Source organism: Citrobacter sp. MGH100, assembly GCF_001034465.1.
Taxonomy (GTDB): Bacteria; Pseudomonadota; Gammaproteobacteria; order Enterobacterales; family Enterobacteriaceae; genus Citrobacter; species Citrobacter youngae.
Genome location: NZ_KQ089801.1, coordinates 117,006 through 142,896 on the forward strand (window position 1 = coordinate 117,006; position 25,891 = coordinate 142,896).

22 protein-coding genes, 1 pseudogene and 1 riboswitch are annotated in these 25,891 nt (G+C 53.1%); of the genes and pseudogenes, 9 read left to right on the plus strand and 14 right to left on the minus strand.

Going from position 1 to position 25,891, the window contains the following annotated elements:
- Positions 1–2: 2 nt before the first annotated feature.
- The 11 genes from mraY to leuO all read right to left on the minus strand — a co-directional run bounded on the left by mraY (position 3) and on the right by leuO (position 12,820).
- Complete coding sequence (mraY, locus tag SK32_RS12250) at positions 3–1,085, minus strand: phospho-N-acetylmuramoyl-pentapeptide-transferase (protein WP_003018774.1); 1,083 nt, start codon at positions 1,083–1,085, stop codon at positions 3–5.
- A complete protein-coding gene (murF, locus tag SK32_RS12255) occupies positions 1,079–2,437 on the minus strand; it encodes a UDP-N-acetylmuramoyl-tripeptide--D-alanyl-D-alanine ligase (protein ID WP_048212697.1) in 1,359 nt (452 codons plus the stop codon). Before murF ends, mraY begins: the two co-directional genes overlap by 7 nt.
- Positions 2,434–3,921, minus strand: a complete 1,488-nt coding sequence (gene murE / locus SK32_RS12260) for a UDP-N-acetylmuramoyl-L-alanyl-D-glutamate--2,6-diaminopimelate ligase (protein ID WP_048212698.1) — start codon at positions 3,919–3,921, stop codon at positions 2,434–2,436. The genes murF and murE overlap by 4 nt, the downstream gene beginning before the upstream one ends.
- Complete coding sequence (ftsI, locus tag SK32_RS12265) at positions 3,908–5,674, minus strand: peptidoglycan glycosyltransferase FtsI (protein ID WP_003018783.1); 1,767 nt, start codon at positions 5,672–5,674, stop codon at positions 3,908–3,910. Before ftsI ends, murE begins: the two co-directional genes overlap by 14 nt.
- 15 nt (positions 5,675–5,689) lie before the next feature.
- Complete coding sequence (ftsL, locus tag SK32_RS12270; RefSeq protein WP_000625651.1) at positions 5,690–6,055, minus strand: cell division protein FtsL; 366 nt, start codon at positions 6,053–6,055, stop codon at positions 5,690–5,692.
- Positions 6,052–6,993, minus strand: a complete 942-nt coding sequence (gene rsmH / locus SK32_RS12275; RefSeq protein ID WP_006686694.1) for a 16S rRNA (cytosine(1402)-N(4))-methyltransferase RsmH — start codon at positions 6,991–6,993, stop codon at positions 6,052–6,054. Before rsmH ends, ftsL begins: the two co-directional genes overlap by 4 nt.
- A gap of 1 nt (position 6,994) precedes the next feature.
- Complete coding sequence (mraZ, locus tag SK32_RS12280; RefSeq protein ID WP_003018792.1) at positions 6,995–7,453, minus strand: division/cell wall cluster transcriptional repressor MraZ; 459 nt, start codon at positions 7,451–7,453, stop codon at positions 6,995–6,997.
- Between the two features lie 611 nt (positions 7,454–8,064).
- Positions 8,065–9,069: a catabolite repressor/activator gene (gene cra, locus SK32_RS12285; protein WP_048212699.1), complete on the minus strand. Its 1,005-nt coding sequence runs from the start codon at positions 9,067–9,069 to the stop codon at positions 8,065–8,067.
- A gap of 265 nt (positions 9,070–9,334) precedes the next feature.
- The gene (gene ilvN, locus SK32_RS12290) at positions 9,335–9,826 is read right to left on the minus strand and encodes an acetolactate synthase small subunit (RefSeq protein WP_003829566.1); all 492 of its coding nucleotides are present in this window, start codon (positions 9,824–9,826) and stop codon (positions 9,335–9,337) included.
- A gap of 2 nt (positions 9,827–9,828) precedes the next feature.
- Positions 9,829–11,553 (minus strand): acetolactate synthase 3 large subunit, encoded by a 1,725-nt coding sequence (gene ilvI, locus SK32_RS12295; protein ID WP_075551414.1) that lies wholly within the window; start codon positions 11,551–11,553, stop codon positions 9,829–9,831.
- 319 nt (positions 11,554–11,872) lie between these two features.
- The gene (gene leuO, locus SK32_RS12300; RefSeq protein WP_048212701.1) at positions 11,873–12,820 is read right to left on the minus strand and encodes a transcriptional regulator LeuO; all 948 of its coding nucleotides are present in this window, start codon (positions 12,818–12,820) and stop codon (positions 11,873–11,875) included.
- Between the two features lie 652 nt (positions 12,821–13,472).
- On the opposite strand from leuO, the gene leuL reads away from it, so the two are divergent.
- The 5 genes from leuL (at position 13,473) to leuD (ending at position 18,330) form a co-directional block, all read left to right on the plus strand.
- Entirely contained in the window at positions 13,473–13,559 is an 87-nt protein-coding gene (gene leuL / locus SK32_RS26730) for a leu operon leader peptide (RefSeq protein WP_075551415.1), read from the plus strand.
- A gap of 89 nt (positions 13,560–13,648) precedes the next feature.
- On the plus strand, positions 13,649–15,220 hold the full coding sequence (leuA, locus tag SK32_RS12305; RefSeq protein ID WP_048212702.1) for a 2-isopropylmalate synthase: 1,572 nt from the start codon (positions 13,649–13,651) through the stop codon (positions 15,218–15,220).
- A complete protein-coding gene (leuB, locus tag SK32_RS12310) occupies positions 15,220–16,311 on the plus strand; it encodes a 3-isopropylmalate dehydrogenase (RefSeq protein WP_048212703.1) in 1,092 nt (363 codons plus the stop codon). The genes leuA and leuB overlap by 1 nt, the downstream gene beginning before the upstream one ends.
- Positions 16,312–16,313: 2 nt before the next feature.
- The gene (gene leuC, locus SK32_RS12315; protein ID WP_048212704.1) at positions 16,314–17,714 is read left to right on the plus strand and encodes a 3-isopropylmalate dehydratase large subunit; all 1,401 of its coding nucleotides are present in this window, start codon (positions 16,314–16,316) and stop codon (positions 17,712–17,714) included.
- Positions 17,715–17,724: 10 nt separating this feature from the next.
- On the plus strand, positions 17,725–18,330 hold the full coding sequence (leuD, locus tag SK32_RS12320; RefSeq protein WP_048212705.1) for a 3-isopropylmalate dehydratase small subunit: 606 nt from the start codon (positions 17,725–17,727) through the stop codon (positions 18,328–18,330).
- A gap of 100 nt (positions 18,331–18,430) precedes the next feature.
- Here leuD and SK32_RS12325 read toward each other — a convergent pair whose 3' ends face one another.
- Together SK32_RS12325 and sgrT are read right to left on the minus strand one after the other, a co-directional pair.
- A complete protein-coding gene (locus tag SK32_RS12325; protein ID WP_048212706.1) occupies positions 18,431–19,609 on the minus strand; it encodes a sugar efflux transporter in 1,179 nt (392 codons plus the stop codon).
- 115 nt (positions 19,610–19,724) lie between these two features.
- Positions 19,725–19,847, minus strand: a complete 123-nt coding sequence (gene sgrT / locus SK32_RS12330; protein ID WP_048212707.1) for a glucose uptake inhibitor SgrT — start codon at positions 19,845–19,847, stop codon at positions 19,725–19,727.
- A 99-nt stretch (positions 19,848–19,946) separates the two neighbouring features.
- Between sgrT and sgrR the strand changes: the two are divergent.
- The 4 genes and pseudogenes from sgrR (at position 19,947) to thiQ (ending at position 25,040) form a co-directional block, all read left to right on the plus strand.
- A pseudogene (gene sgrR / locus SK32_RS12335) lies at positions 19,947–21,601 on the plus strand (HTH-type transcriptional regulator SgrR).
- Positions 21,602–21,634: 33 nt separating this feature from the next.
- A riboswitch (TPP riboswitch) is annotated at positions 21,635–21,758 on the plus strand.
- 30 nt (positions 21,759–21,788) lie between these two features.
- Positions 21,789–22,772 carry a thiamine ABC transporter substrate binding subunit gene (gene thiB / locus SK32_RS12340; RefSeq protein ID WP_048212708.1) on the plus strand — a complete coding sequence of 328 codons (984 nt, stop codon included), beginning with the start codon at positions 21,789–21,791 and terminating at the stop codon, positions 22,770–22,772.
- Positions 22,748–24,358: a thiamine/thiamine pyrophosphate ABC transporter permease ThiP gene (thiP, locus tag SK32_RS12345; RefSeq protein ID WP_048212709.1), complete on the plus strand. Its 1,611-nt coding sequence runs from the start codon at positions 22,748–22,750 to the stop codon at positions 24,356–24,358. The genes thiB and thiP overlap by 25 nt, the downstream gene beginning before the upstream one ends.
- The gene (thiQ, locus tag SK32_RS12350) at positions 24,342–25,040 is read left to right on the plus strand and encodes a thiamine ABC transporter ATP-binding protein ThiQ (RefSeq protein WP_048212710.1); all 699 of its coding nucleotides are present in this window, start codon (positions 24,342–24,344) and stop codon (positions 25,038–25,040) included. Before thiP ends, thiQ begins: the two co-directional genes overlap by 17 nt.
- A gap of 44 nt (positions 25,041–25,084) precedes the next feature.
- Here thiQ and SK32_RS12355 read toward each other — a convergent pair whose 3' ends face one another.
- Positions 25,085–25,852, minus strand: a complete 768-nt coding sequence (locus SK32_RS12355) for a DedA family protein (protein ID WP_048212711.1) — start codon at positions 25,850–25,852, stop codon at positions 25,085–25,087.
- Positions 25,853–25,891 lie beyond the last annotated feature (39 nt).

Consider the following 25,891-nt stretch of genomic DNA (forward strand, 5'->3'; position numbering starts at 1 on the left):
GATTAACGTACCTTCAGCGTTGCCAGGCCAATCAGCACCAGCATCAGCGAAATAATCCAGAAGCGCACAATAACGCGCGGTTCCGGCCAGCCCTTCAGTTCATAGTGGTGGTGAATCGGCGCCATACGGAAGATGCGCTGTCCGCGCAGCTTAAAGGAGCCCACCTGCAGAATGACCGACAGCGTTTCTACAACAAATACGCCGCCCATGATCACTAACAGGAACTCCTGACGCAGCAGTACGGCAATAATGCCCAGCGCGCCACCCAGTGCCAGTGAACCGACGTCGCCCATAAAGACCTGCGCCGGATAGGTGTTAAACCATAGGAAACCTAATCCCGCGCCGACAATCGCCGTACAGACAATCACCAATTCGCCAGCGTGGCGTAAATAAGGAATGTGCAAATAGTTGGCAAAGTTCATGTTACCGGTAGCCCATGCCACCAGCGCAAAACCCGCTGCTACGAACACGGTCGGCATAATCGCCAGACCATCCAGGCCATCGGTGAGGTTTACCGCGTTGCCAGTACCCACAATCACGAAGTACGCCAGCAGCACGTAGAACAGCCCCAGTTGCGGCATCACGTCTTTAAAAAATGGCACCACCAGCTCGGTAGCCGGGGTGTCTTTACCAGCGAGGTACAGCGCAAAGGCTACACCCAGCGCAATCACCGACATCCAGAAGTACTTCCAGCGGGCAATCAGGCCCTTGGTATCTTTGCGCACCACTTTGCGGTAGTCATCGACAAAACCGATAATGCCGTAGCCAATCAATACCACCAGCACGCACCATACGTACGGGTTCGACGGATATGCCCACAGCAGTACGGAGATAACTATCGCGGTGAGGATCATGATCCCACCCATGGTTGGCGTACCGCGTTTACTGAAGTGCGATTCCGGACCGTCGTTACGTACGACCTGTCCAAAGGACATTTTTTGTAAGCGGGCAATCATGCGCGGGCCCATCCACAAAGAGATGAACAGCGCGGTCAGCAGGCTGACGATGGCGCGAAACGTCAGATAGGAAAAGACGTTAAAGCCGGAATAATATTTGACCAAATGTTCGGCCAGCCAAACTAACATGTCCCATTCTCCTGTAATGCGCGTACTACCTCTTCCATGGCGGCACTACGTGAACCCTTCACTAAAATCGTCATGATCTGATGTTCTGCAATCAGTGCTTTAAGATGCGCGGTCAGCGCGGTTTTATCCGCAAAATGCTCACCAACGCCGCTGGCATGGCTAATTGCCTGACTCAGTTTCCCTGTACTCAGCACACGGTCGATACCCGCCGCCTTCGCAGCGATACCCACCTGCACGTGGCAGGCTTCACTTTCCGCGCCAAGCTCTGCCATATCGCCAACCACCAACACGCGGTAGCCAGGCATTTCAGACAGCACCTGTACCGCTGCGGTCATTGAGCCGACGTTAGCGTTATAGGAGTCGTCCAGCAGCAGCTGATTTTCTGCCAGTTGAATCGGAAACAGGCGTCCCGGGACCGCTTGCAAATCTTTCAGACCCGCTTTGATCGCCTCTGGCGTCGCGCCTACCGCCATAGCGAGCGCAGCCGCTGCCAGGGCGTTAGCAATGTTGTGACGACCCGGCAGCGGTAGCAGAACATCAATGCTTCCGGTTGGGGTTTGCAGCGTAAACTCCGTGCCGTGTGAGGTCACATGTACGTTGGCCGCCGAAAAGTCGCTGTTAGCCGCATTCGGCGAAAAACGCCAGACTTTGCGATTGCCAATAATGCTCTGCCAGTTCAGCCAGTCGTTGTTGTCGGCATTCATAATGGCGATACCGTTCGCTGACAGGCCGGTAAAAATCTCACCTTTTGCCTTCGCCACGCCCGCCAGAGAACCAAAGCCTTCCAGATGCGCGGCGGCCAGGTTGTTCACCAGTGCCGCTTCCGGACGCGTCAACCCAACGGTCCAGGCGATTTCACCCTGATGATTGGCGCCAAGTTCAATCACGGCATAGTCATAATCGTTGTTTAAGCGCAGCAGCGTCATCGGTACGCCGATGTCGTTATTCAGGTTGCCCGCGGTATATAACGTGTTGCCACACTGGCTCAGAATGGAGGCCGTCATCTCTTTAACAGAGGTTTTACCGGATGAGCCGGTAAGCGCGACAACGCGCGCCGGCACCTGAGCGCGTACCCAGGCCGCCAGTTCACCAAACGCCAGACGCGTATCTTTCACAATCAGCTGCGGCAGGTCGGTGTCCAACGGGCGGCTGACCAACAGCGCACCGGCCCCGCTCTCTTGTGCCTTGTCGGCAAAATCATGGGCGTCAAAGCGTTCGCCTTTCAGCGCCACAAACAGGCAGCCTGGCGTCACTTTACGCGTATCGGTTGTCACCGCATCAAGGGCCAGATCGGCCCCTTTCAGTTCGCCACGGAGGATCTCCGCCAGTTGGCTGAGCGTTACGCTAATCATGCGATAACCCCCAGCAGACGTGCTGCCGTCACGCGATCGGAGTAGTCGAGACGGTGTGCACCAACAATCTGGTAATCTTCATGGCCTTTGCCAGCGACCAGCACCACGTCATTTTCTTTTGCCTGCATGATGGCGCTAGTGACCGCTTCAGCACGGCCTTCCATTACTTTGGCCTGCCCGGCATCCAGCATACCCGCCAGAATGTCATTGATAATGGCGCGAGGCTCTTCGGTGCGCGGGTTGTCATCCGTAACCACAACGACATCGGCAAACTGCTCGGCAATGGCGCCCATCAACGGACGTTTACCTTTGTCGCGATCGCCGCCGCAGCCAAAGACGCACCACAGCTTGCCAGTACAGTGCAGACGGGCCGCCTGCAGCGCTTTTTCCAGTGCATCCGGCGTATGGGCGTAATCAACTACCACGGTGGTTTTGCCCGGCGCGCTGAACACTTCCATGCGCCCGCAAACCGGCTGCAGTCGTGCCGCCGTTTTCAGTAAATCAGCTAACGGATACCCCAACGCCAACAGTGTGGCCAGCGCCAGCAGCAAATTGCTGACGTTAAACGCCCCCATCAGGCGGCTTTCAATTTCGCCGTCGCCCCATGAGGAAGCAAATCGAATCGTCGCGCCGCTATCGTGATAATCCACGTCAATCGCTTTTAACCAACGACCGTGACAGTTCGGGTTAATGTGGTCTTCCATTGATACGGCAACCGCATCGGGAAGTTTAGCCAGCCAGCGGCGACCGACTTCATCATCCGCATTAACAATGGCCTGCCCGCAATGGTGCGTGGAATACAGCAGCCATTTCGCGGCTTCGTAGTGCTCCATATCGCCGTGATAATCGAGATGGTCACGGCTTAAGTTGGTAAATACTGAGGCCGCAAATTTCAGCGCCGCCACGCGGTGCTGAACCAGACCATGCGATGAAACTTCCATCGCGCCAAAGGTCGCGCCCTGTTCAACCAGACCCGCCAGCACATGCTGAACGTCAACGGCTGAACCAGTAGTATTTTCCGTCGGGATCACTTTACCCAGCAGGCCATTACCTACCGTTCCCATTACCGCACTGGTTTCACCAAGCAGTTGGCTCCACTGTGCCAGCAGTTGGGTGGTGGTGGTTTTACCGTTCGTTCCGGTCACACCGACCAGACGCATTTTTTCAGAAGGCTCGTGGTAAAAACGGCCCGCCAGTGCAGATAAGCGTTCGTTAAGCTGGCTCAGATAGATAACCGGTACACCGTGCATTTCGCGGATTTCACCGTCAGCAGCTTCATCTTTTGCTTCTGCAATAATGGCAGCCACACCTTGCGCTATCGCCTGCGGGATATACCGACGCCCGTCCGCCTGATGACCCAATACTGCGACAAAGAGATCGCCCGATGCAGCCACACGGCTGTCGAGTGTCATCTCTCGCAGTGCTCGCTCCGGTGCACCCGGCACCCATGGAGCAAGAAGGTCGCGCAAATTACGATCTGCCACCTGTTGCCTCGCCTTGATTATTCACAAATTCATTTTTATCGCCCGTTGTCAGCGCATCCGGCTCGATGTTCATGGTGCGCAAAACGCCGCCCATGATGGCACCAAAGACCGGCGCGGAAACGGCGCCACCGTAATATTTACCCGCCTGCGGATCGTTGATAACAACAACCAGCGCGAAGCGCGGCTGACTCGCAGGCGCAACACCTGCGGTATAAGCAATGTATTTATTGATGTAGCGGCCATCTGGCCCGACTTTTTTCGCCGTACCGGTTTTAATAGCGATGCGATAGCCTTTAATCGCCGCCTTCACGCCGCCGCCACCAGGCAGCGCCACGCTTTCCATCATGTGCACCACGGTGCGTACGGTCGCTTCCGGGAAGATACGCTCGCCCGGAACTGGAGGATCAACTTTGGTAATCGACAGCGGGCGATAAACGCCATAGCTGCCGATCGTTGCGTAGACTCGCGCTAACTGTAACGGCGTTACCATTAGCCCATAGCCGAAAGAGAAGGTGGCCCTCTCTATGTCAGACCACCGTTGTTTTTGAGGATATAAGCCACTGCGTTCTCCGACCAACCCCAAATTGGTCGCTTTTCCCAGCCCAAAACGTGAGTAAGTATCTACTAACGCTGAGGACGGCATCGCTAACGCCAGCTTGGAAACACCGACGTTACTCGACTTCTGCAAAACCCCGGTAAGGGTCAATTCGCTATAACGCGCCACGTCTTTAATTTCGTGGCCATTAATTCGGTAAGGAATGGTGTTAAGTACGGTATTTTCACGTACCACGCCACGCTGCAGCGCGGTCATCACCACCATCGGTTTAACGGTAGAACCCGGCTCAAACACGTCGGTAATGGTACGGTTACGCATCGCGTCTTTCGGCGTACCGGTGAGATTGTTCGGGTTGTAAGACGGACTGTTGGCCATTGCCAGCACTTCACCGGTGTTCACATCCACCAGCACCGCACTGCCTGACTCAGCCTTGTTAAACGCCACGGCGTTATTCAGTTCACGGTAGACCAGCGCCTGTAAACGCTCATCAATACTCAGCGCCAGGTTGTGCGCCGCCTGGCTGTCGGTAGAGGAGATATCTTCAATGACGCGACCATAGCGGTCTTTACGTACAATACGTTCACCCGGTTGTCCGGTGAGCCATTTATCGAAGCTCTTCTCAACGCCTTCAATCCCCTGGCTGTCGACGTTGGTAAAACCGATGAGGTGAGCGGTCACTTCTCCGGAAGGATAGTAACGGCGGGACTCTTCACGCAGGTGGATACCTGGCAGCTTCAGTTTTTTGATGTAGTCAGCCATGTCAGGGTTTACCTGACGCGCCAGATAGATAAAGCGCCCTTTCGGGTTGGCGTTAATGCGGGAAGCCAGTTGATCGAGCGGGAGATTCAGCGCGGTTGACAGCGCTCTCCAGCGTTCGCCAACGCTCACTCCGCCTGCATCATGTACTTCTTTCGGGTCGGCCCATATAGCTTTAACCGGAACGCTCACCGCCAGCGGACGACCAGAGCGGTCGGTAATCATCCCGCGCGAGGTGGACACTTCCTGGACGCGCAGAGAGCGCATGTCGCCCTGACGTACCAGCATGTCCGGCGCGATGATTTGCAGCCAGGCAACGCGCCCCAGCAGAAAACCCAGTGCCAGCAAAATACAGCCGCACAGTAACGCAAAACGCCAACTGATAAAGTTGGCTTGTTCTTCCTGGCGTTTTGGTTTGTGCGTTTTTGCCGCTGCTTTCATGCGTCGCGTTTATCCTTATTTTTGTACTACGATGTTTTCTTGTGAGGGATCAACATGCTGCATTTGCAGCTTTTCCGTTGCGATCCGTTCAACACGGCTATGGTCGCCGAGCGCGTTCTCCTCAAGGATCAAGTTGCGCCATTCGATATCCAGCGCATCTCGCTCCAGAACCAGCTGCTCACGCTGCGCGGTCAGTAACCGCGTATGGTGTGCTGTTGTCACGACGGTAACCGCCGTCAAAATAATGCAAATGAACAGGCAGAGTGGCAGCTTCCCAAACCGCAAAAGATCGTCACCGATCACACCAGGCAAGGCATGGCGCTCGTTGCTTCCTATCGATCCCTTAACTTTGCTGAGGGCTTCTGTCACTCTGCTGATCATGCGTTCGTCCTCTCTGCAATACGCAGAACTGAACTACGGGCACGAGGATTTTCAGCTACCTCTTCTTCGCCCGGCATCATCTTGCCTAGTGCTCTTAACTCACGGCCGCCCAGCTTTTTGATCTGCGCTTCGGTCATCGGTATTCCAGCCGGAACCTGAGGACCACGGCTTTGTTCGCGCATAAAGCGTTTCACAATGCGATCTTCAAGCGAATGGAAACTGATTATCGAAAGGCGACCACCTGGTGCCAGCACGCTGAGCGAGCTTTTTAGCGCCTGCTCTATCTCCTCCAGTTCACTGTTCACCCAAATGCGCACCGCCTGGAAGGTACGGGTCGCGGGATGTTTGAATTTGTCTTTCACCGGCATTGCCGCCGCAATCACTTCCGCCAGCTCTTTGGTGCGAGTCATCGGTTCGATGCGATTGCGCTCGACAATGGCGCGAGCAATGCGTTTGCCGAAGCGTTCTTCGCCAAAGGTTTTAATCACCCAGGCAATGTCTGCTTCATCGGCGGTTTGCAGCCATTCAGCCGCTGACTGACCGCGTGTTGGGTCCATACGCATATCTAACGGACCGTCACGCATAAATGAGAATCCGCGCTCCGCGTCATCAAGCTGCGGAGATGAAACCCCAAGATCGAGAAGAATCCCGTCGATCTTACCGGTCAGTCCGCGTTCGGCGACATAGTCAGCCAACGCAGAAAAAGGTCCATGTACGATGGAAAAACGGGGATCGGTAATCGTCTTTGCAACGGCAATAGCCTGCGGATCGCGATCGATTGCCAGTAAACGTCCCTCTTCACCAAGCTGTGAGAGGATCAGACGTGAATGACCACCGCGACCAAATGTCCCGTCAATGTAGATGCCGTCTGGACGAATATTCAGGCCGTTTACGGCTTCATCCAGCAACACCGTGGTGTGTTTATAATTTTCCATCATCTTATAGAGACAAGTCCTGCAATCGTTCCGACAGCGCGCCGGTCACAGACTGCTCAGCGTCGATATCTTCCTTGACCTGTTGATACCAGGTCGTTTCATCCCACAGCTCAAACTTATTGAACTGCCCAACCAGCATCACTTCTTTCGTTAGCCCTGCGTGTTGTCGCAGAATGGGCGCGATCAATAAGCGACCGGCGTTATCCATCTGACATTCGCTGGCATGACCCAACAATAAGCGCTGTACGCGACGCTCAACTGGATTCATGCTCGACAGACGCGATAACTTCTGCTCGATAATTTCCCATTCAGGCAGGGGGTACAGCAGCAGGCACGGGTGATGGATGTCAATGGTACAAACCATTTGACCGGTAGCGCTCTCGAGCAGTTGATCCCGATAACGGGTAGGCACCGATAAGCGCCCTTTACTGTCGAGATTAACTAACGTTGCTCCCCGGAACATGCCAGTCTCACCCCCGATTACCACTTTATCCCACAAATTCCCACTTAAAGGAGTTTACGGAGCGGAGGAAAACCTTGTCAAGCAAGTCACGGCGCTTAGCGGAGCAAAAAACCCATTGTTTACGGCTAATATCTGCGTTGAACAAATTCCGTACAGCAAACGAAGCAAATTAACGTCATGAATATTTGTAAGAAAAAAATCCAACAACTCATCATTGTTTAAAACAACTCAATATCAACCGAGGAAAATATAAAGTGTCAGTTTGCGACGCGAGCGGCATTTTAGGACAATATGCAGCGAGATAACAGTACCAGTTCATCGGTCTGTACGGCCCGTACGGCCAAGGAAGGTGAGAGATTGCCGCAATTCGGCGGCAAAGTGTTTGTTAATTCGGCAAATCCACACAAGCATGTAACAAAATAATACAAACGTAACGCGCCGTTACGTATCAATAACCCAAAAAAGGATAGTTGCATTTTTAAATTAGGATAATTAAAGAATAAATTTCAGATAATTCTAAAGAATATTCTTAAATAGAATAAGGTTATTTCTGAGAATAAAATATTTGATGGCATCGAAGCATTCTCTCCAATGCCATCAATAGCAACCACTTAGTTACGGCTAAGGATGCCGCGGCGGTACAGATTACGCCGAATGCGCGTTAATCCTGGTTTTGGTTTACGCGGTTCATCAAGGCTTGCAAGGACGATCTCCAGCACACGTTCAGCCACATCTCGGTGGCGCTGTGCCACTGCCAGCACCGGACATTGCAGGAAGTCGAGCAGTTCGTGATCGCCAAACGTGGCAATGGCTAAATCGGATGGCAGTTGCCCATCGCGACGCAATGTCACATCCATCACCCCCTGCAATAGCGCAAATGAGGTGGTGAACAGTGCCTGAGGCATCGGATGTGTTTCCAGCCATTTATCAAACAGCTGCGCTGCTGCCTCCCGCTCATAGCTATTGGCATACAGGAAGTGCACGTCACGCGGATCGTCTTTCCACGCGGAACGGAAACCCTGTTCGCGCAGGAAACTGACCGATAATTCAGGGAGCGCCCCCAGATAGAGCACGGTTTCAGCAGGGAATTTACGCAATTCCTCCGCCAGCATTTCCGCATCATCCTGGTCTGCGCCGACAACACTGGTGAAGTGTTCACGATCCAGCGCACGATCCAGCGCCACAATCGGGAATGAACTGTTCGCCCAGCGCTGATAGAACGGATGTTCCGGCGGTAATGAGGTAGACACAATAATGGCGTCAACCTGACGCTGCAAAAGGTGCTCAATACAGCGCATTTCGTTATCCGGCTGATCTTCAGAGCAGGCAATCAGCAGTTGATACCCACGCTGACGCGCCTGACGTTCCAGGTAGTTTGCAATGCGGGTATAACTCGTATTCTCCAGGTCCGGGATTACTAACCCGATAGAACGTGTGCGTCCAGCACGGAGCCCGGCCGCCACAGCATTAGGGTGGTAATTATGTTCGCGCACCACCGCCATGACTTTTTCGACCGTTTTGTCGCTTACGCGGTATTGCTTTGCTTTGCCATTAATAACGTAGCTTGCAGTCGTTCGCGAAACGCCGGCCAACCGAGCGATTTCATCCAGTTTCACAATTGCCCCTTGCGTAAAATGTACAAACCATAACCTTTAAGATGGCATGGGTTAAATTTATTAACATCTAAGCGCAGAATAATGACTGCGGCAACCGCTTTTGTCTCTGGTTACTGCTGATTTCGCAAAAAAAAAGCGCAACAGGTAGCATCAGCGAAAACGGGTACGTTACCTGTAGGCCGGATAAGGCATTTACGCCGCCATCCGGCATGACCTCCACGATGATGCCTGATGGCACTGTGCTTATCAGGCCTACAGTCGGCTATTAACGCATGATTTTATCGCCTCGGGAGAGTCCCACCACGCCGGAACGGGCAACTTCCACAATTTTAGCGACTTCACGCAGCGTTGCCAGAAACGCATCCAGCTTATCGCTGGTGCCCGCCAGTTGTACGGTGTAGATCGACGGCGTAACGTCGATAATTTGCCCACGAAAAATCTCCGTGTTGCGTTTCACCTCTTCCCGGCCATACCCGCTGGCCTGGATTTTCACCAGCATGATTTCTCGTTCAACGTGGGCGCCCTGTCCCAGCTCGCTAACGCGCAGAACATCCACCAGTTTGTGGAGCTGCTTTTCGATCTGCTCAAGGACTTTCTCATCCCCTACCGTCTGAATCGTCATCCGTGATAAGGTCGGATCGTCAGTCGGCGCGACGGTCAGGCTTTCAATGTTGTAACCACGCTGAGCGAAGAGGCCTATTACGCGCGATAATGCCCCAGACTCGTTTTCCAGTAATACTGATAATATCCGGCGCATAATCAGGTCCTCTCCGTTTTGCTTAACCACATCTCATCCATACCGCCCCCTCGAATTTGCATCGGGTAGACATGCTCACTGCCATCGACGGTGACATCAACAAACACCAGCCGGTGGTTGCGCACATGTTCTAGTGCTTCACCCAGTTTGCTTTCCAGCTCATCCGGATGATTTATCTGGATACCAATATGCCCATATGCTTCAGCAAGACGAACAAAATCAGGCAGCGACTGCATATAAGACTGCGAATGACGCCCGGAATAGATCATGTCTTGCCACTGTTTCACCATGCCGAGATAGCGGTTGTTAAGGTTGAGTACCAGCACCGGCAGCTCATATTGCAGCGCCGTCGACAGCTCCTGGATATTCATCTGAATGCTGCCATCCCCGGTGACGCAGACTACTGTTTCATTCGGCAGTGCCATCTTCACCCCTAACGCTGCGGGTAAACCGAATCCCATGGTGCCGAGGCCACCTGAGTTGATCCAGCGACGCGGTTTATCAAACGGGTAGTACAGTGCAGCAAACATCTGATGTTGGCCCACATCTGAAGTGACATACGCATTGCCTTTCGTCAGATGCCAGATAGTTTCAATGACGGCCTGCGGTTTAATGCTCTCACTCTGGGTGTCATACTTCAGGCACTGCCGGGCGCGCCAGTGCTCAATCTGTTGCCACCAGTCACGGTTATCATCCAGCGGCTGCTGTGATTTTTCATGCGGCAGCAGCTCAAGCATCTGATCCAGCACCAGGAGAGCATCGCCCACGATTGGAATATCCGCCGTGACGGTTTTTGAAATAGAGGTGGGGTCGATATCGATATGTAACACGGTCGCATTCGGGCAATATTTTGCCAAATTATTGGTTGTACGATCGTCAAAGCGCACGCCGACCGCAAATATCACATCCGAATGATGCATAGTCATATTCGCTTCATAGGTACCATGCATACCCAACATGCCCAGCGCCTGACGATGCGTTGCCGGAAACGCACCTAAGCCCATCAGTGAGGAGACAACCGGCAGATTTAGTGCTTCAGCAATCTGCCTCAGCTGTTCGTGGCAGGCAGCATTCACCGCCCCGCCCCCCACGTACACAACCGGTTTTTTCGCGGCTACCAGCGTCTGCAGAGCACGTTTTATCTGTCCTTTGTGCCCGGTCGTCGTCGGATTATACGAACGCATGCTCACCGACTCCGGCCAGCTGTAAGGCAGTTTCTTCGCCGGATTCAGAATATCTTTCGGCAAATCCACTACCACCGGTCCCGGACGACCGCTTGCCGCCAGCCAGAAGGCTTTTTTCAGCACCTGCGGGATGTCTTCCGTTTGTTTAACCAGAAAGCTGTGTTTTACCACCGGGCGAGAAATCCCCACCATGTCGCACTCCTGGAAGGCATCGTAGCCAATCAGAGAGGTAGCCACTTGTCCGGAGAGGATCACCAGCGGGATGGAGTCCATGTACGCCGTTGCGATACCGGTGATCGCATTGGTTGCTCCCGGCCCTGAGGTGACCAACACAACGCCCACTTCCCCCGTCGCACGTGCCAGACCATCGGCCATATGGACCGCTGCCTGCTCATGGCGGACCAGCACATGATCAATACCACCGACCGTATGCAAAGCATCATAAATATCGAGGACTGCGCCCCCGGGATACCCGAATACCTGCTTCACACCCTGATCGATGAGCGATCGGACGACCATCTCGGCTCCAGACAACATCTCCATGGCTTGCCTCCACTCTTATAATGAATAACGGTTTAACAACACATTAACCGCTGACAATAAGGCATGGCAATTGACACTGAAGTGGTGGCGTAACGGCGGATAAGAATAAAACGGAGGAAAGAATCGAATAAACGGAGAATTAAACCAGTATAAGCAAATGAAATGACAAATAATCTCTTAAAAATGAGTACTTACAGCGATTACTCTATTTTTTCACCCTCCCAGGCAAAAACCAAAAGCAGATTTCAGCATAAAACTTCAAATAAAAATAAAAAAGCAGAATAAACCAGACGCATCATCGGATTTACTCTGCCATAGGTCACTGCTTACAGATGGAGACTAACAGCTCTTCCATCCATTGATGTCCTTTATCCCGACCAGCGGCTTCATGCCAGGAAAGATAACAAGTCCGGCTATTCAGTTTTAACGGTAGCGGCAATATTTGCAGTTCTAAAGCCTCAGAGAACTCTTCTGCTAACCAGCGTGGCGCAATAGAAACCAAATGAGTTTGGGATACAATATTCAGTACGCTGATTAATGCCATTCCCTGATAAGCTACACAGGCTTGTTTATCCTGAGTGTCATACCAGGGTTGACTGAATGACGCAAAGCGTTCGAGAGAAACTACCGCATGCTGTTCATTATAAACATCACTCTCCAGTAATGGACCGCTAATGCGCGGGTGTTTTTTACTTGCGACTAACACCATTTCATCATTGAATAACGGGATGCTGGTGAACTCAGGACGGCGGAATTCTTCATAACTAATAACAAATTCTGTTTCCTGATACCGTAATTGATGTTCTGTATTTTGGTTGAGCGAGGATTTAAATACAACATGAATATTAGGTGCAACTTGCTCAACGCGATTGTAAATCAAGGACGTGAGGATATTATCCAATGGGCTACAGACGCAGAGATTAAATACACGTGAGCTGCTGGCGGGTTCAAAACCGGACCCTGGCAGTTCATTCTGCACCAATTGCAGCGCCTGACGAATAGAGCCAAATAGCTGAAAAGCCCGTGCAGTTGGCTGGATGCCTCGGCCATAGCGCACAAAGAGCTCATCATTAAACATAACCTTCAGACGCGCGACTGCGTTGCTGACTGCAGGCTGAGACATACCCAGAGAATGCGCTGCGCGAGTAATATTCTGTTCTTGCATCACCGCATCAAAAACGGTTAATAAATTAAGGTCAACCATGCGCAGCTGCGGTTTCCCCATCTCTAAAAGATTAGGTTTATCTATTATTTTTTCTTCTGGCATATTTAACTCCACTGTCACTCAAAACTCCCTTTTCCCAGACGGAGCTCAGAAATAACCTCCGCTAATATGATTTACCATGCATATAAAATAAGAAAAAGGGAAAGCATTAAAATTAGGAAAACATAAAGACCCTGGCCTGAATGAACAAAAACCAATGCGAGCGCAGTGGGGCAGAGGTCGCTGCACGATGATTCATACGTTTAAATGTCGAAAACAATATAAACATAACCATGACAAATACACAATCATGCACGAAGTGAATGTATATTTAAGATTTAATTAAATGTTTATATCATTAACACCGCGATGCTTAACATTTATTTATCAATCATTTTTCCCACGGCACCTCAAATCTATTCAGAATTAATATAAAAACCAATAAATCATAAAGATAGAAAATCCATCCACAAGTTATCTCTTCAATATGCCGTTACAATAGCTGAAAACAAATATGCTCAAATATGTCAAATCGTGAAAAGTATGTAATCCACACGCTGATTTATTTTATACAACCATAAAAATTCAGCACAATTCGCTCAAAGTTCAGGAGATTTTTTCCGCCGAGTGGGGGCATTTGTGGGGGATGGGGTTGACATCAATCTTCATATCCAGTACCACTAAAAGCATATCGCATTCGCCTGGAGCTTGATTGATGACTTACATTGCTCGTTTTAACGGTCTACTACTACTAAACGCATTCTCATTGCGCGGTAGACTGGTGGACGACATTCAGCATTAAGTCAGCTCCAGTTAAGACAAAAACCCGCGCCATTGCGCGGGTTTTTTTATGCTCGAAGCAAGGCGCCCTAAACACCAAGGACTTAAACCATGAGCCAGCAAGTCATTATTTTCGATACCACCTTACGCGATGGTGAACAGGCGTTACAGGCAAGCCTGAGTGTGAAAGAAAAACTGCAGATAGCTCTGGCCCTCGAGCGTATGGGCGTTGACGTGATGGAAGTGGGTTTCCCGGTCTCTTCTCCAGGTGACTTTGAGTCCGTACAAACCATCGCTCGTCAGGTTAAGAACAGCCGCGTGTGTGCCTTAGCACGCTGCGTAGAAAAAGATATCGACGTTGCCGCGGAATCGCTGAAGGTCGCTGAGGCTTTCCGCATTCATACCTTTATCGCCACCTCGCCGATGCATATCGCGACGAAATTACGCAGCACGCTGGATGAAGTGATCGAACGAGCAATCTATATGGTTAAGCGTGCGCGTAATTATACAGATGACGTGGAGTTCTCATGTGAAGATGCGGGACGTACTCCTATCGCCGATCTGGCCCGCGTGGTCGAAGCCGCCATTAACGCCGGTGCCAAAACCATCAATATCCCTGATACCGTCGGTTACACCATGCCATTTGAGTTTGGTGGAATCATTTCTGGCCTGTATGAACGCGTACCGAATATCGATAAAGCCATCATCTCCGTGCACACCCATGATGATTTAGGTCTGGGCGTTGGCAACGCGCTGGCGGCCGTTCACGCCGGTGCTCGCCAGGTGGAAGGCGCAATGAACGGTATCGGCGAACGCGCCGGTAACTGCTCACTGGAAGAAGTGATCATGGCGATCAAAGTACGCAAAGATATTCTGAACGTACAGACCCGCATTAATCACCAGGAAATTTGGCGTACCAGTCAGTTAGTCAGCCAAATCTGCAACATGCCTATCCCGGCCAACAAAGCGATTGTCGGTAGCGGCGCGTTTGCCCACTCTTCCGGTATCCATCAGGACGGTGTGCTGAAAAATCGTGAAAACTACGAAATCATGACGCCTGAATCCATCGGCCTGAACCAGGTACAGTTAAACCTGACCTCCCGTTCCGGACGCGCTGCGGTAAAACACCGTATGGACGAGATGGGATATAAAGAAAATGAATACAACCTGGACAACCTGTACGACGCCTTCCTGAAACTGGCGGATAAAAAAGGTCAGGTATTTGATTACGACCTGGAAGCACTGGCCTTTATTAACAAACAGCAAGAAGAGCCAGAGCATTTCCGTCTGGATTACTTCAGCGTGCAGTCCGGCTCAAATGACATCGCCACCGCCTCCGTCAAGCTGGCCTGCGGTGAAGAAGTGAAAGCCGAAGCGGCGAACGGTAACGGCCCGGTCGATGCCATTTATCAGGCCATCAACCGTGTTACCGAATACAACATTGAACTGGTGAAATACAGCCTGACCGCCAAAGGGCACGGTAAAGATGCGCTGGGTCAGGTGGATATCGTCGCCAACTATAACGGTCGCCGCTTCCACGGCGTCGGTCTGGCGACAGATATCGTCGAATCTTCCGCTAAAGCAATGGTTCATGTGCTGAACAACATCTGGCGCGCCGAAGAAGTCGAAAAAGAATTGCAACGCAAAGCTCAGAACAACGAGAACAACAAGGAAACCGTGTGATGTCGAAGAATTATCATATTGCTGTTTTGCCGGGTGACGGTATTGGCCCGGAAGTGATGGCGCAAGCCTTGAAGGTACTGGACGCAATCCGCAACCGTTTTAACATGCGCATTACCACCAGCCACTACGATGTGGGTGGTGCGGCCATTGATAACCACGGCCAGCCGCTGCCGCCTGCGACGGTTGAAGGCTGTGAGCAAGCTGACGCCATTTTGTTTGGCTCCGTTGGCGGCCCGAAATGGGAACATCTGCCGCCTAACCAGCAACCCGAGCGTGGTGCGCTGCTGCCGTTGCGTAAGCACTTCAAATTATTCAGTAACCTGCGTCCGGCGAAGTTGTACCAGGGGCTGGAAGCCTTTTGCCCGCTGCGCGCCGACATTGCAGCTAACGGTTTCGACATCCTGTGCGTACGTGAACTGACCGGCGGGATCTACTTCGGTCAGCCAAAAGGCCGCGAAGGCAGCGGACAACATGAAAAAGCGTTTGATACCGAGGTTTATCACCGTTTCGAGATCGAACGTATTGCGCGTATCGCGTTTGAATCCGCTCGCCAGCGTCGCCGTAAAGTCACATCGATTGATAAAGCGAACGTACTGCAAACATCGATTCTGTGGCGCGAAATCGTCAATGAAATTGCGAATGAATATCCGGACGTTGAACTGGCGCATATGTACATCGACAATGCGACGATGCAGTTGATCAAAGATCCCTCCCAGTTCGACGTGCTGCTGTGTTCCAACCTGTTTGGCGACATTCTGTCTGACGAATGCGCCATGATCACGGGCTCAATGGGGATGTTGCCGTCTGCCAGCCTGAATGAGCAGGGCTTTGGCCTGTACGAGCCCGCTGGCGGTTCTGCACCCGATATCGCAGGGAAGAATATTGCCAATCCTATCGCCCAAATTCTGTCACTGGCGCTGCTGTTGCGTTACAGCCTGGATGCCAATGATGCGGCAACCGCCATTGAGAGCGCCATCAACCGCGCATTAGAAGAAGGTATTCGCACCGGTGACTTAGCTCGTGGCGCTGCCGCAGTCAGTACCGATGAGATGGGCAATATCATCGCTCGCTACGTCGCAGAAGGGGTGTAATCATGGCCAAAACGTTATACGAAAAATTATTTAATGCGCACGTCGTCTTTGAGGCGCAAAACGAAACCCCGCTGTTGTATATCGACAGACATCTGGTGCATGAAGTGACCTCTCCGCAGGCGTTTGATGGGCTGCGTGCGCATGGACGTCAGGTGCGCCAGCCGGGTAAAACCTTTGCCACCATGGACCACAACGTTTCGACACAAACGAAAGACATTAACGCTTCCGGCGAGATGGCGCGTATTCAGATGCAGGAATTGATCAAAAACTGCAATGAATTTGGTGTCGAATTGTACGACCTGAATCATCCGTATCAGGGGATCGTCCACGTAATGGGGCCTGAACAAGGCGTGACGTTGCCGGGTATGACCATCGTCTGCGGCGACTCCCACACCGCCACCCACGGCGCGTTCGGCGCGTTGGCCTTTGGTATTGGCACCTCTGAAGTTGAACACGTGCTGGCGACGCAGACCCTGAAACAAGGGCGCGCCAAAACCATGAAGATTGAAGTCAACGGTAAAGCAGCCCCTGGTATTACCGCCAAAGATATCGTGCTGGCGATTATCGGTAAAACCGGTAGCGCGGGCGGCACCGGGCACGTGGTTGAGTTTTGCGGCGAAGCCATTCGCGAACTGAGCATGGAAGGCCGTATGACCCTGTGTAACATGGCCATTGAAATGGGTGCCAAAGCGGGTCTGGTCGCACCGGATGAAACCACCTTTAACTATGTGCAAGGGCGTTTACACGCACCGAAGGGCGAAGATTTTACCCACGCGGTTGAGTACTGGAAAACGCTGAAAACCGACGATGGTGCCACCTTTGATACCGTCGTCACCCTGCAGGCAGAAGAGATCGCGCCGCAAGTCACCTGGGGAACGAACCCGGGTCAGGTCATCTCGGTAAACGATAATATTCCCGACCCGGCATCATTTACCGATCCGGTGGAACGCGCATCGGCTGAGAAAGCGTTGGCTTACATGGGATTAAAACCGGGCATTCCGTTAACAGAAGTTGCTATCGATAAAGTGTTCATCGGTTCCTGCACCAACTCGCGTATTGAAGATTTACGCGCCGCAGCGGAAATCGCCAAAGGCCGTAAAGTCGCACCGGGCGTACAGGCGCTGGTGGTGCCGGGTTCTGGTCCGGTGAAAGCGCAAGCGGAAGCAGAAGGTCTGGATAAGATTTTTATCGAAGCTGGGTTTGAATGGCGTTTACCGGGCTGTTCGATGTGTCTGGCGATGAACAATGACCGCCTGAATCCGGGTGAGCGCTGTGCCTCCACCAGCAACCGTAACTTTGAAGGCCGTCAGGGCCGTGGTGGTCGCACGCATTTAGTCAGCCCGGCCATGGCCGCCGCAGCCGCCGTTACCGGTCATTTTGCCGACATTCGCAGCATCAAATAAGGAAACTACCATGGCAGAGAAATTTACCCAGCATACCGGCCTGGTTGTCCCACTGGATGCCGCCAACGTTGATACCGACGCCATTATTCCCAAACAGTTTTTGCAGAAGGTGACGCGTACCGGTTTTGGCGCCCATCTGTTCAACGACTGGCGTTTTCTGGACGAAAAAGGTCAACAGCCTAATCCTGAGTTCGTGCTGAACTTCCCGGAATATAAAGGCGCGTCCATTCTGCTCGCGCGGGAAAACTTTGGCTGCGGCTCTTCTCGCGAACATGCGCCGTGGGCGCTGACCGATTACGGTTTTAAAGTGGTGATCGCCCCAAGCTTCGCCGACATCTTCTACGGTAACAGCTTCAATAACCAACTGCTGCCGGTCACCCTGAGCGATGCGCAGGTGGATGAACTGTTTGCGCAGGTGTTAGCCAATCCAGGCATTAAATTTGAAGTGGATCTGGAAGCGCAGGTGGTGAAAGCGGGCGATAAGTCTTACAGCTTTAAAATCGACGACTTCCGCCGTCACTGCATGCTGAATGGTCTCGACAGCATCGGGCTGACGCTGCAGCATGAAGCGGCCATCACCGAGTACGAAAACGAGCAGCCAGCGTTTATGCGCTAGTCTTTTGTTATACCGGATGCGCTGCGCTTATCCGGCCTACATATGCGCTCCAATTGTAGGCCGGATAAGGCGTTTACGCCGCCATCCGGCACTTTATAAATCAAACATCCTTCACCCGCCCGGTCATCACCAACGTAACCACTGAAATCGCCGCGATTACCCAGTAAACGGCAAAATGTCCGTAACTTTGCGCAACAGCACCCTGAATCACCCCCGCCAGAATGACGCCGGTCGAAATACTGTTGGTAAATAATGTGGTCGCTGAACCCGCGCGTCCGGGCATCAGATCCTGAAACCACAGCATCCCTATCCCAGCGACAATACCGATGAATACGGCGTTAAACAGTTGCAAAATAAGCAGAGCCGTATGGCTATGAAAGAAGATCAGCCCCAGATAAAACAGCACGCCGGCCGCCACGGCGACGATCATCATTCGCCGTTTACCAAAGTGCTTCACGTAGTAGCCCGCCAGAATCATCGCCGGAATTTCCAGCCCGGCAGCCGTCCCCATTAAAATGCCCGCCAGCTTATCGGGCAGCCCTAAATCCTGGCTAATCCACAGCGGCATATCGATGATGTACATGGTATTGCAGGTCCACATCAGCGTGGAGGCAATAAACAGCATCCGCACATTTTTGTCCTGCCAACCGCCGGTCTGTTCCAGCGGCACGTCAACGGACTGCTCCACCCGAGCGACAGACGGCAGTATCAGCGCAATCAGCACCAGGCTAATGGCAAAAATCCCTGCGGCAATGGAAAACATCGCCGTAAAGCCGTAATTCAGCGCCAGCATGAAGGCCAGCGGCGGTCCGATCACCCAGGCCAGCGAAAGCTGCGCACGCATCACCGAACTAAACATCACCACTTCACGCGCGGAGTTATCCGCATATTCCCGCGCCAGCGCAAACAGCTGCGGCATGGCGGTATTCGCCAGCGAGGCCAGCAGCACACCGCAGGTGATCAACGTGAGATAATGGCGATTAAACGCAAACAGCAGCGCGTTGCCAATCGCCATCAGGCAGCAAAACATGATCAGCTTGCGCCGATCGCCCTGGCTGTCGGATCGTTTTGCAAGCCCGAGGCTAACCACGATCCCGGCAATCGCATTGACGGTGTAAAACAGCCCGACCCAAAATGGTTGCGCCCCGACTTCGCGGCTCAGGAACAGGCTCAGCGTGGGGGCCTGCAACGCCCCTGCCACGCCCATCATAAAAGCGACCAGCATAAATGCCGCGTAAACGCCGTTGAGGCGCCGTCCCATGGTCATAATCCAGAGCATTGTTATCCCTATTGGCTGGGCTGATACGAAAAAAGCCAGCAGAAAAAATCTGCTGGCGGGTGATTTTACACCAATACTCAGTCACACATGATGTCTGCAATGCGTAATTCAGAGGTCAGGCTGTCACCTCCCACTGCATCAGTTCTTCGAGCATCTTTAAGCGCTGCGGTGCGCTCAGGCAAGCCAACCAGGACGTTTTTTCCGTCGCGGTAAAGTACTTCAACCAGAATTGACGCATAGATGACCCCTTCGTTGTCTCATCGCTTCATCGGAATCTATTATTGGCTTAATATAGGGATAATAAAATTGCTGAGTTTTTCGCAGGAGTTCCCCTTTTATGTCTTCTGGTCGTTTGCAACAACAGTTCATCCGTCTGTGGCAATGCTGTGACGGCAAAACGCAAGACACCACGCTGAACGAGCTGGCAGAGCTGCTTAGCTGCTCGCGCCGCCATATGCGTACCCTGCTTAATACCATGCAGGAGCGCGGTTGGTAACGTGGGAAGCCGAGGTTGGACGCGGTAAACGCTCACGCCTGACATTCCTCTACACCGGGCTGGCGCTCCAGCAGCAACGCGCAGAAGACCTGCTGGAACAGGATCGCATCGATCAACTGGTGCAACTGGTCGGTGACAAAACGGCCGTACGGCAAATGCTGGTTTCCCACCTCGGCCGCAGCTTTCGTCAGGGTCGGCATATCATGCGCGTTCTCTATTATCGTCCCATGCGCAACCTGCTACCTGGTACGGCGCTACGCCGCTCCGAAACCCATATCGCCCGACAAATCTTCAGCGCCTTACTTCGCGTAAATGAGGAAAATGGGGAACTGGAAGCGGACATTGCCCATCACTGGCAGCAGATTTCACCTTTACACTGGCGATTCTTCCTGCGCCCGGGGATCCATTTTCATCACGGTCGTGAGCTGGAGATGGACGATGTGATCACCTCATTGACCCGCATTAACACGTTGCCTCTGTACTCGCACATTACACAAATCGTCTCTCCCACGGCCTGGACGCTGGATATCCATCTGTCCCAGCCCGACCGTTGGCTTCCCTGGTTATTGGGGCAAGTCCCCGCCATGATCCTGCCGCGAGAATGGGAAACGCTGAATAACTTCTCCAGCCACCCGATTGGTACTGGCCCATATGCGGTGATGAGAAACACCAATAACCAGCTGAAAATTCACGCATTTGATGATTACTTTGGTTACCGGGCGCTGATCGACGAAGTGAACGTTTGGGTGTTACCTGACATCGGCGAAGAGCCAGGCGGCGGTTTGACGCTAAAAGGTCCCACAGAGGATGAAAAGGCGATTGAAAGTCGCCTCGAAGAAGGTTGCTACTACCTGCTGTTTGATGCACGATCCCACCGCGGCGCAAATCAGGAGGTCCGCGAGTGGGCTAGCCGCGTACTCTCGCCAACCCATTTAATTTGCCACGCCGACGAACAGTATCAGCGACTGTGGTTCCCCGCCTACGGCTTACTGCCTCGCTGGCATCACGCCAGACCCGGCCATGGCGAAAAACCAGCCGGGCTGGAAACGCTGACGCTCACTTACTATCGCGATCACATCGAACACCGGATTATCGCGCAGATCATGAAAACGCTGCTGGCTGCGCATCAGGTGCAGTTGACTATTCAGGAGATCGACTACGATCAATGGCATGCGGGAGAAATCGTCAGCGATATCTGGCTAAACAGCGCCAACTTTACCCTACCGCTGGACTTCTCGCTGTTCGCCCATTTGTGCGAAGTCCCGCTGCTGCAAAACTGTATCTCACGGGACTGGGAAAACGATGCGGCTCGCTGGCGAACGGGCGAAATGAGCCTGGCAGCATGGTGCCAACAGCTGCTCGCCACAAAGGCCATTGTGCCATTAATCCACCACTGGCTGATCATTCAGGGACAGCGCAGTATGCGCGGGTTACGCATGAATACCCTCGGCTGGTTTGATTTTAAATCGGCGTGGTTTGCTCCGCCGGATCCTTAATTGCTGCTAAGCAACAAAATCATTACACTAACGCCGTTCTCAACGGGGTGCTAAATAAAAACATACACAGAATCATTCGATCTGCGTATGGGCTGAGAGATACCCGTCGAACCTGATCCGGATAATGCCGGCGAAGGGATTTGAGGCTTATCTCAAGTCCTTTGCCACCCAACTCTTGAGGTGCAAAGTGTTTAAAAAATATCTTCCGCTTTTACTGCTGTGCGCAGCGCCTGTCTTCGCCAAACCTGTACTGACCGTCTATACCTACGACTCGTTCGCGGCTGACTGGGGCCCGGGCCCAACAATCAAAAAAGCCTTTGAAGCTGACTGCAACTGTGAATTAAAACTGGTCGCGCTGGAAGATGGTGTTTCATTGCTTAACCGCCTGCGCATGGAAGGAAAAAACAGTAAAGCCGACGTTGTACTCGGTCTGGATAACAACCTTCTGGAAGCCGCCACACAAACCAAACTGTTTGCCAAAAGTGGTGTAGCAAACGACACCGTTAACGTACCCGGCGGCTGGAAAAACGATACCTTCGTTCCGTTTGACTACGGCTATTTCGCCTTCGTTTATGATAAGAACAAGCTGAAGAATCCGCCCAAAAGCCTGAAGGAACTGGTTGAAAGCGACCCAAAATGGCGCGTCATTTATCAGGATCCGCGCACCAGCACGCCGGGTCTGGGTCTGCTGCTATGGATGCAGAAAGTCTATGGCGATAAAGCGCCAGAGGCGTGGCAGAAACTGGCAGCCAAAACCGTCACCGTCACCAAGGGCTGGAGCGAAGCCTACGGCCTGTTCCTGAAAGGTGAAAGCGATCTGGTGCTCAGCTACACCACCTCTCCGGCCTATCACATCATCGCCGAGAAAAAAGACAACTACGCCGCCGCTAATTTTAGCGAAGGCCACTATTTGCAGGTGGAAGTCGCCGCGCGTACCACGGCCAGCAAGCAGCCGGAACTGGCCGAGAAGTTCCTGAAGTTTATGGTGTCTCCGGCATTCCAGAATGCGATTCCGACCGGCAACTGGATGTATCCGGTGGCGCAGGTCGCCCTGCCGTCAGGATTCGAGCAACTGACTAAGCCAGCCACCGCGCTGGAATTTACGCCGCAGCAGGTTGCAGCTCAACGCCAGGCATGGATTAGCGAATGGCAACGCGCCGTCAGCCGTTAATCCCCGGCTGGCTGGTTCCAGGGCTTTCAGTTGCCACATTGATGGTGGCTGTCGCGCTGGCCGCATTTCTGGCGCTGTGGTTTAACGCCCCGCAGGGAGAATGGCTCTCACTGTGGCAAGACGACTACCTGTGGCACGTGGTGCGCTTTTCTTTCTGGCAGGCTTTTTTATCCGCAGTGCTATCGGTTGTCCCGGCGATTTTCCTTGCCAGAGCGCTCTATCGCCGCCGTTTTCCAGGACGTCTGGCGCTGCTGCGTCTGTGCGCAATGACGTTAATCCTGCCGGTGCTGGTCGCGGTCTTCGGTATTCTTAGCGTCTACGGACGCCAGGGCTGGCTGGCCTCACTCTGGCAAGTCTTCGGGCTGGAATGGACCTTTTCACCGTACGGTTTGCAGGGCATTCTGCTGGCGCACGTCTTTTTCAATCTGCCGATGGCCAGCCGTCTGCTGTTGCAGTCGCTGGAGAATATTCCCGGCGAGCAGCGGCAGTTAGCCGCTCAGTTAGGTATGCGCGGCTGGCATTTCTTCCGTTTTGTTGAATGGCCGTGGCTGCGTCGTCAGATCCTGCCCGTCGCAGCACTCATCTTTATGCTGTGCTTCGCCAGCTTCGCCACCGTTTTATCGCTGGGCGGTGGGCCGCAGGCCACCACCATCGAGCTGGCTATCTATCAGGCGCTGAATTTTGATTACGATCCTGCCCGCGCAGCCATGCTGGCGTTGATCCAGATGATTTGTTGTCTGGCACTGGTGCTGCTCAGCCAACGTTTGAGCCGCGCCATCGCCCCCGGCACCACGCTGGTTCAGGGCTGGCGGGATCCCGACGATCGTCTGCACAGCCGTCTGGCTGACTTAATTCTGATTGTTCTCGCTCTGTTGCTGTTGCTTCCGCCGTTGCTGGCGGTGATTGTCGATGGCTTAAACCGCCATGTACTGGATGTTCTTAGACAACCCGTACTGTGGCAGGCGCTGGGAACCTCGTTGCGCATTGCGCTGGCGGCAGGTGCGTTGTGCGTCATACTCACCATGATGCTGTTATGGAGTAGTCGTGAACTGCGTGCCCGACAACGGGCGCTGGCAGGACAAATGCTGGAGCTGAGCGGCATGATGATCCTCGCCATGCCGGGTATCGTGCTGGCAACCGGCTTCTTTCTGCTGCTCAATAACACTATTGGGCTTCCCGAATCTGCCGACGGCATTGTTATTTTTACCAATGCGCTGATGGCGATCCCTTATGCATTGAAGGTGCTGGAAAACCCAATGCGTGACGTCACTGCGCGCTATAGTATGTTGTGCCAGTCGTTGGGCATTGAGGGATGGTCGCGCCTGAAAGTGGTTGAACTGCGCGCCCTGAAGCGCCCGCTGGCACAGGCGATGGCATTTGCCTGTGTGCTGTCGATTGGCGATTTTGGCGTAGTGGCGTTATTTGGCAATGAGGATTTCCGCACCCTGCCGTTTTATTTATATCAGCAGATTGGCTCTTATCGCAGTCAGGATGGTGCGGTTACGGCGTTATTACTGCTGATCCTGTGCTTTACGCTGTTTACCGTTATTGAGAAATTGCCGGGTCGAAATGTTAAAACTGATTGATATCACATGGCTTTATCACCATTTGCCCATGCGCTTTACGTTGTCGGTCGCGCGCGGTGAGCAGGTAGCGATACTCGGGCCAAGCGGCGCCGGGAAAAGTACGCTTCTGAATCTGATTGCCGGCTTTCTGACACCTGCCAGCGGCACGATGATGATTGCAGGTGAAGATCACACCACCACACCGCCCTCTCGTCGCCCCGTTTCGATGCTGTTTCAGGAAAACAACCTGTTCAGTCATCTGAACGTGCAGCAAAATATCGGCCTGGGCCTGAATCCAGGATTGAAGCTGAACGCATCGCAGCGGGAGAAAATGCTCCATATCGCCCGGCAAATGGGTCTTGATAACCTGCTGGACAGGCTTCCGGGCGAGCTTTCCGGCGGGCAGCGACAACGTGTGGCGCTGGCGCGTTGCCTGGTGCGCGAACAGCCTATTTTGCTACTTGATGAACCGTTCTCTGCGCTTGACCCTGCGCTGCGCCAGGAGATGTTAACGCTGGTGGCTGAGGTCTGTCGCGATAAGCAACTTACGTTGCTGATGGTTTCGCACAGCGTAGAAGATGCGGCGCGCATTGCGACGCGTTCGATTGTGGTCGCCGACGGACGCATCGCCTGGCAGGGCAAAACGGATGCGTTATTAAGCGGTCAGGCCAGCGCCTCGGCGTTATTGGGCATTAAAGCATAATGCGTTGCCGGATAAGGCGAAGCCGCCATCCGGCAAAGGAATCGTCAGTAACCCACCACTTTGCGCAGAATATCGATATACACCGGCATCAGCGGATGGCGCAGCAACACCACCAGCGCAACCACGCCAATGCCGAGCGTCAACGGCGCCAGATACAACAAACGGCTGCGGGGGAAATACGCGGTTAAGCGATCGACAGCCGCTTTGCCGCTGCGCCACAACCGCCAGCAAAACCAACCGCCTACCCACAGCAGTAGCGCCGTGGCCAGCAGCAACCATTTGAAATCCCCACTCTGCATATCAGCAGGAATATCGATTGCCGCCCCCGCCAGGATCCCCGGCAGAAAATAGAACGGCGGCCACAACACGCAGCCGATGATATTGGGCACAATAAATTTCGCGACAGGCAGATCCAGCATGCCCGCCACCATCGGCACCAGCGGTCGCGTCGGACCAACAAAACGTCCCACCAGAATAGTAAACATGCTGTGCTGATGCAGCGCGTGCTCGGTTTTATCCAGCAATGCCTTGTTCTTTTTCATGAACGACCAACGGTGCAGCGGCTTTTTAAAGCGCCAGCCCAGCCAGAAGGAGATCCAGTCTCCCAATAAGCAACCAATGATGCCCGCAAGCCAGGCATGCCAGAAGTTCAGTTCGCCACTGCCAATCAGCGCCCCCAGCCCGGCCATCATCACGGTACCGGGCAGGATCAGGCCAACCAGCGCCAGCGACTCCAGAAAGGCCACCAAAAGTACGGCGATCAGAGAGTACAGGGCGGACTGGAGAATAAAGTGTTCCAGCAATGCTTGCATAATGTGTCCGTCAGATTTACGAAGCAGGGATTCTGCTAA

What these genes read in the sequence shown, in the direction of transcription:
- mraY (WP_003018774.1), bottom strand. Translation starts at nt 1,085, where the DNA reads ATGTTAGTTTGGCTGGCCGAACATTTGGTCAAATATTATTCCGGCTTT.
- murF (WP_048212697.1), bottom strand. Translation starts at nt 2,437, where the DNA reads ATGATTAGCGTAACGCTCAGCCAACTGGCGGAGATCCTCCGTGGCGAA.
- ftsI (WP_003018783.1), bottom strand. Translation starts at nt 5,674, where the DNA reads ATGAAAGCAGCGGCAAAAACGCACAAACCAAAACGCCAGGAAGAACAA.
- ftsL (WP_000625651.1), bottom strand. Translation starts at nt 6,055, where the DNA reads ATGATCAGCAGAGTGACAGAAGCCCTCAGCAAAGTTAAGGGATCGATA.
- rsmH (WP_006686694.1), bottom strand. Translation starts at nt 6,993, where the DNA reads ATGATGGAAAATTATAAACACACCACGGTGTTGCTGGATGAAGCCGTA.
- mraZ (WP_003018792.1), bottom strand. Translation starts at nt 7,453, where the DNA reads ATGTTCCGGGGAGCAACGTTAGTTAATCTCGACAGTAAAGGGCGCTTA.
- ilvN (WP_003829566.1), bottom strand. Translation starts at nt 9,826, where the DNA reads ATGCGCCGGATATTATCAGTATTACTGGAAAACGAGTCTGGGGCATTA.
- ilvI (WP_075551414.1), bottom strand. Translation starts at nt 11,553, where the DNA reads ATGGAGATGTTGTCTGGAGCCGAGATGGTCGTCCGATCGCTCATCGAT.
- leuO (WP_048212701.1), bottom strand. Translation starts at nt 12,820, where the DNA reads ATGCCAGAAGAAAAAATAATAGATAAACCTAATCTTTTAGAGATGGGG.
- leuL (WP_075551415.1), top strand. Translation starts at nt 13,473, where the DNA reads ATGACTTACATTGCTCGTTTTAACGGTCTACTACTACTAAACGCATTC.
- leuA (WP_048212702.1), top strand. Translation starts at nt 13,649, where the DNA reads ATGAGCCAGCAAGTCATTATTTTCGATACCACCTTACGCGATGGTGAA.
- leuB (WP_048212703.1), top strand. Translation starts at nt 15,220, where the DNA reads ATGTCGAAGAATTATCATATTGCTGTTTTGCCGGGTGACGGTATTGGC.
- leuC (WP_048212704.1), top strand. Translation starts at nt 16,314, where the DNA reads ATGGCCAAAACGTTATACGAAAAATTATTTAATGCGCACGTCGTCTTT.
- leuD (WP_048212705.1), top strand. Translation starts at nt 17,725, where the DNA reads ATGGCAGAGAAATTTACCCAGCATACCGGCCTGGTTGTCCCACTGGAT.
- SK32_RS12325 (WP_048212706.1), bottom strand. Translation starts at nt 19,609, where the DNA reads ATGCTCTGGATTATGACCATGGGACGGCGCCTCAACGGCGTTTACGCG.
- sgrT (WP_048212707.1), bottom strand. Translation starts at nt 19,847, where the DNA reads ATGCGTCAATTCTGGTTGAAGTACTTTACCGCGACGGAAAAAACGTCC.
- thiP (WP_048212709.1), top strand. Translation starts at nt 22,748, where the DNA reads ATGGCAACGCGCCGTCAGCCGTTAATCCCCGGCTGGCTGGTTCCAGGG.
- thiQ (WP_048212710.1), top strand. Translation starts at nt 24,342, where the DNA reads ATGTTAAAACTGATTGATATCACATGGCTTTATCACCATTTGCCCATG.
- SK32_RS12355 (WP_048212711.1), bottom strand. Translation starts at nt 25,852, where the DNA reads ATGCAAGCATTGCTGGAACACTTTATTCTCCAGTCCGCCCTGTACTCT.